9 protein-coding genes and 1 pseudogene are annotated in these 11897 nt (G+C 60.8%); 5 read left to right on the top strand and 5 right to left on the bottom strand.

Annotation, left to right across the window (positions count from 1 at the left end; all coding sequences use genetic code 11):
* Window positions 1–324: 324 nt before the first annotated feature.
* The 4 genes and pseudogenes from Q0Z69_RS15275 to Q0Z69_RS15255 form a co-directional block, all read right to left on the bottom strand.
* On the bottom strand, window positions 325–1053 hold the full coding sequence (locus tag Q0Z69_RS15275; RefSeq protein ID WP_298035263.1) for a DUF554 domain-containing protein: 729 nt from the start codon (window positions 1051–1053) through the stop codon (window positions 325–327).
* 30 nt (window positions 1054–1083) lie between these two features.
* Window positions 1084–2048, bottom strand: a pseudogene (locus tag Q0Z69_RS15270) (MBL fold metallo-hydrolase).
* Between the two features lie 249 nt (window positions 2049–2297).
* Complete coding sequence (locus Q0Z69_RS15260) at window positions 2298–3908, bottom strand: class I adenylate-forming enzyme family protein (RefSeq protein WP_298035260.1); 1611 nt, start codon at window positions 3906–3908, stop codon at window positions 2298–2300.
* 15 nt (window positions 3909–3923) lie between these two features.
* Window positions 3924–4088: a hypothetical protein gene (locus Q0Z69_RS15255; RefSeq protein ID WP_298035259.1), complete on the bottom strand. Its 165-nt coding sequence runs from the start codon at window positions 4086–4088 to the stop codon at window positions 3924–3926.
* A gap of 254 nt (window positions 4089–4342) precedes the next feature.
* Here Q0Z69_RS15255 and Q0Z69_RS15250 point away from each other — a divergent pair, with 254 nt between their 5' ends.
* The 3 genes from Q0Z69_RS15250 to Q0Z69_RS15240 all read left to right on the top strand — a co-directional run bounded on the left by Q0Z69_RS15250 (window position 4343) and on the right by Q0Z69_RS15240 (window position 6984).
* Window positions 4343–5122 (top strand): enoyl-CoA hydratase/isomerase family protein, encoded by a 780-nt coding sequence (locus tag Q0Z69_RS15250; RefSeq protein ID WP_298035258.1) that lies wholly within the window; start codon window positions 4343–4345, stop codon window positions 5120–5122.
* A gap of 51 nt (window positions 5123–5173) precedes the next feature.
* Entirely contained in the window at window positions 5174–6385 is a 1212-nt protein-coding gene (locus Q0Z69_RS15245; protein WP_298035257.1) for a CaiB/BaiF CoA-transferase family protein, read from the top strand.
* A 68-nt stretch (window positions 6386–6453) separates the two neighbouring features.
* The gene (locus Q0Z69_RS15240; RefSeq protein ID WP_298035256.1) at window positions 6454–6984 is read left to right on the top strand and encodes a hypothetical protein; all 531 of its coding nucleotides are present in this window, start codon (window positions 6454–6456) and stop codon (window positions 6982–6984) included.
* Window positions 6985–7843: 859 nt separating this feature from the next.
* On the opposite strand, the gene Q0Z69_RS15235 is transcribed toward Q0Z69_RS15240, so the two are convergent.
* Window positions 7844–9760: a sigma-54-dependent Fis family transcriptional regulator gene (locus tag Q0Z69_RS15235; RefSeq protein ID WP_298035255.1), complete on the bottom strand. Its 1917-nt coding sequence runs from the start codon at window positions 9758–9760 to the stop codon at window positions 7844–7846.
* Window positions 9761–10001: 241 nt separating this feature from the next.
* Here Q0Z69_RS15235 and Q0Z69_RS15230 point away from each other — a divergent pair, with 241 nt between their 5' ends.
* On the top strand, window positions 10002–11180 hold the full coding sequence (locus Q0Z69_RS15230; protein WP_298035254.1) for an acyl-CoA dehydrogenase family protein: 1179 nt from the start codon (window positions 10002–10004) through the stop codon (window positions 11178–11180).
* Window positions 11181–11195: 15 nt separating this feature from the next.
* Window positions 11196–11897: electron transfer flavoprotein subunit beta/FixA family protein (locus tag Q0Z69_RS15225; protein ID WP_298035253.1), on the top strand; the 702-nt coding region annotated here is incomplete at its 3' end.

The raw sequence follows: 11897 nt of genomic DNA, 5'->3' as shown, positions 1-11897 counted from the left end.
ATGCCTCATGTGGGCGCCGGCACCAAGGAGGCTCAGAAGCGCATCGGCGCCGAGCTGGTGGATATCGTGGAGCATTTCCAGGTGTGAGCCGTTGAAAATAACATAAGAACCTGTATCGATAGGCGAGGAATTTTCCCGCAGATCAAGGCGTTTTGACGCAGGAATCCTTCGTGTATTTCAAGGAGAAACAACGCGGGGCGGCGGGAAACGGCCCGCCCGAACGGTGTGCAGCGCCTATTGATACAGGTTCTAAGAAGGTCCCTCCGCGCGGCAGCGCGGAGGGACCTTTGTTATCCTTTCGCCCGCTTCCACCGGCGGGCGCAGTCACAGCAGCGGAACGATCACATTCGTCCACAGGGCGCTGAGGGGCATGACCAAAACCATGGCTGGCAGCATATCTGCAATGGGGAAATCCTGCATCTTGGCGATGCGGCAGCCGGTGGCCACCAGCAAAAAGCCGCCGCAGGCCTTGAAATCCGCGATCATGGCTGGAGTCGTCAGGGGATAGATGGCCTTGGCCGCCAAAAACAGCGCGGTGAAGATCACAAACTGCGGCACTGCCACAATGGACACCACCGCCCCCAGGTTGCAGGCAAAGACCATGGCGGTGAACAGGTCCAGAATGGACTTGGAGATCAGGATGGTGGTGCTGCCCGTCATCCCCGCGTCCAGGCTGCCGTAGATCCCGGTGCCGCTGGAGCAGAACAGCACGATGGTGGTCACCAGCAGAGACAGGTACTCCTCCCTTGGCAGGGTACTGCTGCTGCGGTCCCCCAGCAGCTTGCTGACCGGCTTTTGCAGGCACTCGCCCCCCCGGCTGATGAGCCGCCCCAATTTGCAGGCCAGCCCAATGGCGGACCCCAGCACTACGGCCAGAATGACAGGGGGCATGTTCTCCATCAGAACGATGGAGCTGATCCCCATTCCCATGGCGCACACGCCGAAAACCGTATTCAGCTTCGCCGTAAACTCCTGTGACAGCCGCTTTCCAAAAATCATGCCCAAAAGGCCGCCGGCGACGACGGCCAGACAGTTGATGATGATCCCGATCAAAACGCTTTCCTCCCGTTCATTCGTTGATTTTCATGGAGCCGGAAAATACCGGATGACTCCATCCATCTCCCGGCGGACGGCCCGTCCCCGGACCTCCAGATAGTCCAGATGCGCCAGGGTCTCCCCCACCGCGAAGAATTTCTGCGTCAGCGGAAATTCCGCCCAGTTGCGGCTGCGGATGCTCCAGGCCATTCGGCCTGCGGCCTCATAGGCGGTCAGCCCCGGCTCCCGCTCTACGATCTCCAGCGCGTTGCGGATGCGCCGGTCGTGATGCGCCCGCAGTTCCATGACCCGCTGGCGCAGGTCGCCCCGTTCCTGCCGGTGAGCCGGGAATAACTGCGTCACTGGCAGGCCGGCTACTTTTTCCAGACTCTCCAGATAGCTGCCCAGGGCGTCCGGCATAGTCTCCCAGCGGCAGATATTGGGCGTGATGTGGAACAGCACATGGTCGCCGGAAAAGAGCCACCGGCTGTCCTCGCCATACAGGCACATATGGCCCGGCGTGTGTCCCGGTGTCAGAACACACCGCAGCGTCTGGCCGCCGTATTCCAGCCGGTCGCCGTCCCGCAGATAGGTAAAGCCGCCGTCCCACTGCTTCGGCGCGGCGCACTGGGCGGGATTGTTCTCCCACAGGTGGGAGACCTCCTCCCAGGAAAAGCCGTTCTGCACATAGGAGCGGTACACGCCCTGCCAGTATTCGTCCGACAGTCCCTGCTTCAGCAGGGGACCGTCGATCTCGCTGATGTATACCCGGGGACAAGCCCCGTGTGGTCGCTGTGCAGATGCGTCAGGAAAATATCCATGCGGCTCCGGTCCACGCCGATCTGCCGCAGCTGGGCGTCCATAGCCTCCCAGCAGGGAGCCTGGTCAAAGCCCGTGTCGATCAGCAGACTCCGCTGGCCGCCGGTCAGCAGATAGCTGTTCAATGTTTTCAGCGGATTCCCCACCAGCGGGATCTCCAGCCTCCAAAGTTGTTCCTCCAAGTGTTCTGCCATAGATGCTCTCTTTCCGTCTCCCTTCCCATGGGCCTGCCGGCCCGCGCGTCTTCTCTATAGTCGACACACTTGAAAAGAAGTAAAAACTTTTTTTCAAACCATCGGCGCATGCGCCGATGGTGGCCGCAAAGCGGCCTAAGTGTCTTCTTCATAGTCAACGCCCACGGGCTTTGCCCGTCCAGCGGGTATGCCCGCTGGTTGAAAATCTGCTTTTGCTGATTTTCAAGTGCGTTGACTATATCACATATATCACAAATGGGCATGGCTGGTAAAGGGGTGTTTTACGGAATACTGGCTTCTCAGTGCCTTTTTGTCGATTTTTCCCGTGGGATTGCGGGGCACCTTGCCGAAAAACAGCTTTCTGGGCCGCTGGAACCGGGGCAGCTTCTGGCAAAAGCCCATCAGCTCCCCCTCCGTGCAGGTCTGGCCGTCCTTCAGTTCGATCTGGGCCACCACTGCCTCGCCCAGGCGGCAGTCGCAGATGCCGAACACCGCTGCGTCCTGCACAGCTGGGTGGGTCCGCAGGAACTCCTCCACCTGTACGGGGTAGACGTTCTCGCCGCCGCTGATGATCACATCCTTCAGCCGGCCGACAATGTAGTAAAAGCCGTCCCGGTCCCGCTTCGCCAGGTCGCCGGTATGGAGCCAGCCGCCCCGCAGGGCGGCAGCCGTCTGTTCCGGCGCTTTGTAGTAGCCCTGCATCACGCCTGGTCCCCGCAGCAGCAGCTCGCCGGTCTGCTCCGCTTCCGCCGGAGCATCGTGTCCGTCAACGATCCGGGCCTGCCAGCCCTTGGCGGGAACGCCCACGGAACCTAGCTTGTCCAGCCGGTCTGCCGGAAGGTTCAGACAGCCGGGTCCGCCGGACTCCGTCAATCCATAGCTGACCTCATAAGCCAGCTCCGGAAAATACCGCTGCATCTGCTGGACGACAGAGGGCGGGATAGGCTGGGCCCCCATGTGCAGCATCCGCCAGCTGGGAACGTCCTCCGGCGCCAGCTTCAGACGGCCGGAATCCAGTTGGAACAGGATGTCCTGGACCCAGGGCAGCAGCAAAAAAGAGATGGTGACCCGCTCCCGCCGCATCACCTCAAAAAAGGCGTCCACCTGAAAACCCAGCAGCAGAACGCACCTGGCGCCCACCAGCAGATTGCCCATCCAGTGGAGCTTGCCGCCCACATGATAGAGCGGCGGGATCAGGATGAAGTTATCCTCGTGGACCTGCTTGTGATTGCCGTGCTCCAATTCGCAGGCCCGCTCCAGCGTCTCATGGGTATAGACCACCGCCTTCGGCGTTCCGGTGGTGCCGGAGGAGAAATAGATGGCGGCCATGTCCTCCCCTGCCAGCTTCACTCCCGGATCTCCCGGGTCCGCCAGGGCAAAGCTGTCTTTCCAAGGCTTGGCAAAGGATGGGCAGTCCGTGTCCGTGCCCACATAGACGAAGGAGCGGACCTCCGGGATCTCCGGCAGGCATTTTTCTGTCTCGCCCCGGCAATAGCTGTCCAGCACCATGGCGTCGATCTCCGCGAAGCGGACGCTGCGGATGATATCCTCCGCATGATACCGGAAATTCAGCGGCACCGCCGCCGCGCCGGAGCGCAGGATACCGAAATAGACTGGCAGCCACTCGATGCAATTCATCATCATGATGGCGACCTTGTTCCCAGGACCGATCCCTATGGAGCGGTAATAATTGGCAATCCGGTTGGCGGTCTGATCGAATTCCGCCCAGGTGTATGCCCGGCGGCAGGCGGTATAGGACGCCTCTCCCAATGGCACGATATCCTTGGAGCACACCGCCGCCAGGGCTTCCTGCCCCGGGTAGCGCGCCGCGTTCTGCTTCAGCAGCTCTGTCACAAGCATGAGACCTGCTCCTCCTTATGCAATGATGATCTGCAGGGTTAAAGAAGCAAAAAGCGTGCCATATGTCAAATATGTGGTTTGGGCAGCAGCCTTGGCATAATCCGTCAGAGCCGCGGCTTTTTGGCAGGGCTCATCCGATCTGCGTTGTGTCACAAACGGGAACATCACAAACTGTGTCACCAGTTTCTCTTGATGACACAGTTTGACGCGTTTCAGGCAAAACCGACAAAAAACGCCTGCCACTGTCCTCCCGTCTTTTTCACAATGTCATAATGGGGAAAAAATTTTTTCCCATAACGAACAGGCTTTGAGGCTGGTCCCACCGTTCAATATTTTACAAAATAAGGATATTCGCAGATTTTGGCATGATTCTTGCATGTTATTCTGTCAGATACATTGTTAAGAAAAATACAATTTTATGAAAGGATGGTTTCATGTATCAGGAGATTCTCTTTGAAGTCAAGGAGGGCTACGCCGTCCTGACCTTCAACAAGCCTGAAAAACTGAACGCGCTCAGCACCAAAATGAAAGAGGAGCTGGAAGACGCCATCGCCGCTGTGGAAGCGGACAGCAGCATCCGCGGCCTCATCATCACCGGCTCCGGCCGGGCCTTCATGGCCGGCACCGACCTCTCCGAGCTGACCACCGACCGCACTGGCGCGGAGACCAAGCAGATGTCCCTCCACGGCCAGGCGCTGATGAACCGCCTGGAGAGCCTCCCCAAGCCGGTGATTGCCGCGGTAAACGGCTACGCCCTGGGCGGAGGCACCGAGCTGGCCCTGGCCTGCGACATGCGCGTCGCCGGTGAAAAGGCGGTCTTCGGCGTGCCTGAGAGCGATCTGGGCGTGGCGCCCTGCTACGGCGGGACCCAGCGGCTGGCCCGGCTCTGCGGTCCCGCCGTCGCCAAGGACCTGCTGTTCACCGCCCGCAAGGTCCGGGCTGAGGAGGCCTACCGCATCGGTCTGGCCGACCGCCTGGTCCCCCAGGAGTCCCTGCTGGAAGAGACCGAGACCCTGATGAAGAGCATCATCAAAAACGGCCCGGTGGCCATCGCCGCCTGCAAGTCCCTGGTGGATCAGGGGCTGGACATGAGCTTTGCCGCCGGCCTGCGCTATGAGGCCGAGCTGAATGGCCTGCTGGCCGACACAAAGGACGCCAAGGAGGGTCTGCGCTCCTTCTTTGAAAAGCGCCCTCCGGTGTTCCAGGGCAAGTGATCCCTGCGCCTTTTCCATAAGCTGAACATATTTTTAAGGAGGTATTCAACAATGACTCACACTCCCCTGAAAGGCATCCGCGTGGTGGATTTCACCGTGGCCGGAGCCGGTCCCGCCGCTGGCAAAATGCTGGCTGACTGGGGCGCCGACGTCATCAAGATCGAGCCGCTGGACGGCGAAAACGGCCGCTACACCGGCCTGACCCTGGGTCTGCGGGCCGACGAGGAGCAGAACCCCCACGAGGAGGTCAAGGACGGCAACAAGCGCGGCATCCCCCTGAACCTGAAGGACCCCCGGGGCATGGAGATCATGGACAAGCTGCTGGCCACCGCCAACATCTTCATCTCCAACTACCGTCTGCGGGCGCTGACCAAGCTGGGCCTGGACTACGAGGCCATGTCCGCCCGCCATCCCCACATCATCTGGGGCATCCTCACCGGCTTCGGCACCGAAGGTCCCATCGCCAACAATCCCGGCTTTGACACCGTGGCCTTCTGGGCCCGCTCCGGCGCCATGCTGGACCTGTGCGAAAACGGCGAGGTCCCTCTGACGCCTCCCTTCGCCCTGGGCGATTTCGGCACCGCCGGTACTCTGGCCGGCGCCTGCGCCGCCTGCCTCTATCAGCAGGCCAAGACAGGCAAAGGCGAAAAGGTCATGGTCTCCCTGTATGGACAGGCGATGTGGGACAACGCCTGCATCATGCAGGCCGAGTACCACGGCAACCACTGGCCCAAGACCCGCCTTCAGCCCGACAGCCCCCTGCGCAACACCTATCAGTGCAAGGACGGCACCTGGATGATGATCTCCGTGCTGAACTACGAGCGCTATTACGCCCCCTTCTGCAAGGTGATCGGCCGGGAGGATCTGGTGAATGACGAGCGCTTCAGCACCGAAGTCAACATGCGCAGCCACAAGGCGGAGCTGATGGAGATCCTGGACCCCATTTTCCTGTCCAAGGACTATGCCGAGTGGGATCAGCTGCTGATCGAGGGCGATATCGCCCATGACCGCATCAACCATATCCGGGACACCATCACCGACGAGCAGGCCATTGCCAACGGCTACGTCTATGAGTACGAAAACCGGGACGGCACCAAGGACCTGATGGTCTCCACCCCCGTCAAATTCGGCGAGGCGGCTCCCATCTCCCACCGCAGCGCGCCTCTGCTGGGCGAGCACTCCGCCGAGCTGATGCGTGAGCTGGGCTATACCGACGACGTGATCGCCGCCTGGGCCGCAGAAGGCGTGGTCCGCACCCGCTGAGCCTCGTTCCCCACATGTTCCGGCATGTGTTCCCAACGGGATAAAAAGAAAGAGAAAGAAGGGCAATTATGGAAATCGTAAGTATTATTGGTATGATCGCAGCGCTTGCTTTGTTGTCTTTCCTGGTCATGAAGGGCGTCAACATCTTTATCGCGGCCATCGCCAGCTCCCTGCTGGTGGCCATCACCGGCCAGATCGGCCTGTACGACGCACTGCAGACCAACTACATGGGCGGCTTCACCGGCTTCTTCGGCGGCAACTTCCTGATCTTCGTGGCCGGTGCCCTGATGGGCCAGGTCTATGAAAAGACCAACGGCGCCAAGGCCATCGCCCGCCTCATCATCAAGGGCCTGGGCAAAGGCGCCGCCATCATCGCCGTCCCCCTGGCCATCGGCATCCTGACCTACGGCGGCATCGCCGGCTTCGTGGTCTGCTTGCCGTGTTCCCCATCGCTCTGGAGATCTACCGTGAGGCTGACATCCCCAGAAGATTCATCCCCGGCATCATCGTGTTCGCCTGCTGCACCTTCTCCGCCATCGGCCCCGGCAATCCCCAGGTGGGCAACGTGGTGCTGCAGAACGCGCTGGGCACCACTCTGATGGCCGGCGCCACCGTGGGCTTCATCTGCACCGCCGTCACTCTGGTAGTGGGCGTCGTGATGCTGCAGTTCATGGTGAAAAAGGCCCAGGCCAACGGCGAGCACTTTGTCGCCAAAGCCACCGATAAGTTCGACGACGACGCCGTCTGCCCCAACGGCTGGCTGGCTCTGGTGCCTCTGGCGCTGACCCTGATCCTGATCAACATCAAGATCGACGGCGCGCAGCTGGTCCCCACCGCCTTCGGCGTGGTGCTGGGCGCCGCCCTGGCTTACATCATGCTCCGCAAGTACAAGACGCCTGACGCCAAGGTCCTGGAGCTGACCGGCAACGGCATCAAGAACGCCGTCTCCGCCGCCGCCAACACCTCCGCAGTGGTGGGCTTCGGCTCTGTCGTCAAGGCGGCTGTGGGCTTCCCTGTGCTGTGCGAGGCCATCGAGAACATCCCCGGACCTCCGCTGGTGGCTGTGGCGCTGGCCACAACTTTGATCGCCGGTATCTGCGGCTCCGGCTCCGGCGGCCTGGGCATCGCCGCTCCCATCCTGAAGCCCATCTTCGTGGATGGTCTGGGCGTCAACGTCAATGTCCTGCACCGCATGATGATGATCGCCTCCTCCGGTCTGGACTCCATGCCCCACAACGGCTTCGTGGTCACCGTCATCAACGGTGTCTGCGGCGAGACCCACAAGGACGCCTACATGCCCGTGTTCTGGCTGACTGTGGTGACCCCGCTGATCGCCACCGCCGTAGGCGTGGTCCTGTTTACTCTGTTCCCCAATCTGCCCTGAGGGTTTCCGCAAAACGCCCCGGCAGAAAAGCGGGCGGCCTTTGGCCGCCCGCTTTGTATATGACATACTGCCCTTCACAGCTCGATCTGCAGCTCCTCCAGCTTCCGGTAGAAGGTCTTGCGGGAGATCCCCAGGGTATACGCTGCCAGCGTGCGGTTGTACTTACATTCCTCCAGCGCCCGCAGGATCTCTTCCCGGGTCACGGAGGTCCTCCGGTGGCTGGACGGCTCGGCCCGGGGCGGCACCTCCGCCTCCGGCGGAAGCAGCTCATCCCGCGACACGGTGAAATCCAGACACTGCTCCAGATCCCGGGGCGTGATGACCTGATGGGGGACCAGCTGAACGACCCGCTCGATCACATTTTGCAGTTCCCGGACATTGCCGCTCCAGGGCAGGCGGAGCATCAGCTCCTTGGTCTCGTCTGCAAGGATCTTCCGCTCCGGCATCTGCAGCCGCGCAGTGATGGCGTCGATGAAATGCTCGCCCAGCAGAATGATATCCTGTCCCCGCTCCCGCAGCGGCGGCAGCCGCAGATTCAGCGTACACAGACGGAAATACAGGTCCGGCCGGAAGGTCCGCTTCTCCACCATGTCCTGCAGATCCGCGTTGGTGGCGGAAATGATCTTCACATTCACGCTGCGGACCACATTGCTGCCGATCCTGCTGAAGGTCTTTTGCTCGATGACCCGCAGCAGCATGACCTGCAGGTCCAGGGGCATGTCGCCGATCTCATCCAAAAAGATCGTGCCGGTGTCCGCCAGCTCAAATTTGCCCAGGTTGCCGTTCTTTTTCGCCCCGGTATAGGCGCCGCCGTCGTAGCCGAACAGCTCGCTTGCCAGCAGGTCTCTGGGATACGCCGCGCAGTTCAGCACGATGAAGGGGCTGTCCTTCCGGCGGCTGGCGTTGTGGATGGCCTGTGCGAAAATATCCTTGCCCACGCCGCTCTCGCCGGTGATCATCACGTTGCTGTCGCTGCGGGCGATGGACTTTGCCCGGGCGATGCACCGCTGCATGGCGGGGCTTTGCCCGATGATCCGGGGGAAGGAATACACGGCGTTGTTGCCGATGTGCCGGGCCACATGATTCGAGACCACCTGCGGCGAGGAGACGAAGAACCGGATGCCCGCGACCCCCAGCTTCGACTGCTGGTAAAGGGCGTTGGAGATCTGATAGGTAGCCTCTCTGCCCCGCACGCTGAGGGGAATGATCTCATCCTCCACGATCCGCTGATTCTGGATGATGTCCCAGAACCGCTGGTTTTTGGGCAGGGGGTCGAACAGGGTCTCCGCCTTTTGAAAATACAGGTTCTCATAGGGGATGCCCAGCGTCCGGAAAAGCTGGTCGTTGTGGTAGAGGATGTGGTATTTCCCGGTGATGCGGTTGATGTCGATGTTGACCAGGCCCTTGGGCTCCTGGAAATAGAGGTCATACAGCTCCCCGGCCATGAAAATGTGCAGGATGATGTCGTTGGCCAGCGAATCCAGGATCAGCGCTCCCTCCTCCACCGGCGCGCTGGCGGGGGCGAAAAGCGCCAGCCCGCCCAGGGTATTGAAGCGGCCCTTCTCCCTGCTCTCCAGCAGCAGCGGCGCGAAATGGATCTCCACGTCTCCCAGGCTGGGGTCGTCGTGCTCCGGACCACAGGTCCTGGCCTCCGCCTGATCCCGCAGGCCGATGGACACGGCGGAATGCCCCATGGACTTCATGTCCCACCGGCTCCCCAGGCAGATCCCCCGGGCGGCGCACCACTCCGGAAAGCCCTCTGGCCCATACAGCTTCAGCAGCCAGCCGTTTTTGTCGAAAAGCGCGTATCCAAAGTCCTGCCGCCGCTGCTCCTCACAGGCCTTCCGCATGATACGGTTGGCATAGGCGTATATCTTCACGGACTCCGCTTTGATCCGCGCGAATTCCTCCTTGGGGATCAGCGGCGTACCGACGTCCGCTCCGCAGGGCTGCAGTCCCTTCCTGGCGGACGCTGGGGTGTGGCTTTTCATGGATGCTCCTCCTTCCACGCAATGTGTCACATTTTTCACATTGATACAAATTGTATCACATCTGAGAGCGCAATGCAATCTCTGCGGAGCGGTTCTTTTCTGAAATCCCGGAAAAATGCTGAAACTCCGCCCTCCCCATTCCGCCGCCGGAAAAAAACATCCCCGGACATGTTGGCACAAAGATTGCTTTATAATTTGAGCAAATCCCAATGACAGCTGTTTTGCAAGAAAGGATGATACGATGGATTTTAGTTTGACCAAGGAACAGGAATTACTGCGCAAAATGGCGGCGCAATTCGCGGCGCAGTACTGTGAGCCGGAAGCGGCAGAATTGGATGAGACCCATGAGTTTCTCCACGACACCTGGAAAAAAATGTGTGAAGTGGGCCTGCTGCGGGTCAATCACAGTGAAAAATACGGCGGCACCGGCCACGACGCCATCGGCGAGATGATCGTCATCGAGGAGCTGGCCAAGGCCAGTCTGACCCACGGCTCTACCTACGCCCTGCTGGCCAACGGCTTCCCCACCTTCATCGAAAAATTCGGCACCGAGGAGCAGAAAATGGAGTTCATCCCCCAGGTGCTGAACGACGGTGTCATCGGCACCTTCTGCCTCACCGAACCGGATGCCGGTTCTGACGCCACCGGCATCCACACCACCTCCGTCAAGGACGGCGACGACTATATCCTCAACGGCTCCAAATGCTTCATCACCGCCGGCAACATCGCCAAATACCATCTGGTGGTGGCCATCGCCGACCTGAAGGGCGGTGAAAAGGGCTTCAACGGCTTCATCGTGGACGCCGACGCCCCCGGCGTCAGTGTCGGCAAGATCGAGAACAAAATGGGCCTGCGGGGCCTGCCCACCACCGAGCTGGTCTTTGAGGACGTCCGCGTCCCCGCCTCCCGGATGCTGGGCGGCAAAGCCGGCTGCGGCAAAATGATGAAATTCGCTCTGGGTACGCTGGACGCCGCCCGGATCGGTACCGGTGCGCAGGCTCTGGGCGTGGCCACCGCGGCCTTTGAAAAGGCCCTGGCCTACACCGGCGAGCGCAAGCAGTTCGGCAAGCCGCTGAACGCCAACCAGGGCGTGGCCTGGGAACTGGCTGAAATGGCCTCTAAGCTGGATATGTCCCGCCTGCTGGTCTACCGCGCCGCCTGGATGGAGCAGCAGGGCCTGCCCTTCAGCAAGGAGGCGTCCATGGCCAAGCTGTACGCCACCAAATTCGGCCGTGAGGTCGTCAACTCCGCGCTGCAGCTCCACGGCGGCTACGGCTACATGCATGATTATCCCCTGGAACGAATGTACCGGGACATCAAGATCACCGAGATCTACGAAGGCTCCTCCGAGATCCAGAAGGTGGTCATCGCCAACAACCTGATCCCCAGACGCCCCAAAAACAAGGACAAGAAGAAATAAGGAGGTATCGTCCATATGAAAATCATTGTCAGTATCAAGCAGGTACCCGATACCTCCGGCAAGGTGGCCGTGAATCCCGACGGTACCCTGAACCGCGCGTCCATGCAGACCATCACCAATCCCGACGACATGAATGCCCTGGAGGCCGCCCTGAAGATCAAGGACGCCGCCAACTGCAAGGTCATTGTTGTCACCATGGGTCCCCCGCCCGCGGCCGGCATGCTGCGGGAAGCCCTGGCCATGGGCGCGGATGAGGCCGTACTGGTCTCCGCCCGTGAGTTCGGCGGCTCCGACACTTACGCCACCTCCCAGATCCTGGCCGCCGCTATCAACAAGATCGGCGTGGAAAAGGACGACATCGTGCTGTGCGGCCGTCAGGCTATCGACGGCGACACCGCCCAGGTCGGTCCCCAGATCGCCGAGAAGCTGCATCTGCCCCAGATCACCTACGCCGGCGACATCGTCAAGGAGGGGAACACCGTCACCGTCCAGCGGATGCTGGAAGACGGCTATATGACCATCAAGACCCAGACCCCCTGTCTGATCACCTGCATCAAGGAGCTGAACGAACCCCGCCTGATGAATGTGGTCGGTATTTACAGCGCCTACAGCAAGCCTCTGACCACCTTTGACTACAACGCGCTGAAGGACGATCCCCTGATCGACGCCACCACCATCGGCCTGAAGGGCTCTCCCACCAACATCTTCAAGAGCTTC

Source organism: uncultured Dysosmobacter sp. (assembly GCF_947631165.1).
GTDB lineage: Bacteria > Bacillota > Clostridia > Oscillospirales > Oscillospiraceae > Oscillibacter.
This window is presented reverse-complemented; position numbering and strand designations above follow the sequence as displayed.

Bases quoted from the DNA above. Each gene is read 5' to 3' on its own strand.
- Q0Z69_RS15260 (WP_298035260.1), bottom strand. From the start codon at position 3,908: ATGCTTGTGACAGAGCTGCTGAAGCAGAACGCGGCGCGCTACCCGGGG.
- Q0Z69_RS15250 (WP_298035258.1), top strand. From the start codon at position 4,343: ATGTATCAGGAGATTCTCTTTGAAGTCAAGGAGGGCTACGCCGTCCTG.
- Q0Z69_RS15245 (WP_298035257.1), top strand. From the start codon at position 5,174: ATGACTCACACTCCCCTGAAAGGCATCCGCGTGGTGGATTTCACCGTG.
- Q0Z69_RS15240 (WP_298035256.1), top strand. From the start codon at position 6,454: ATGGAAATCGTAAGTATTATTGGTATGATCGCAGCGCTTGCTTTGTTG.
- Q0Z69_RS15235 (WP_298035255.1), bottom strand. From the start codon at position 9,760: ATGAAAAGCCACACCCCAGCGTCCGCCAGGAAGGGACTGCAGCCCTGC.
- Q0Z69_RS15230 (WP_298035254.1), top strand. From the start codon at position 10,002: ATGGATTTTAGTTTGACCAAGGAACAGGAATTACTGCGCAAAATGGCG.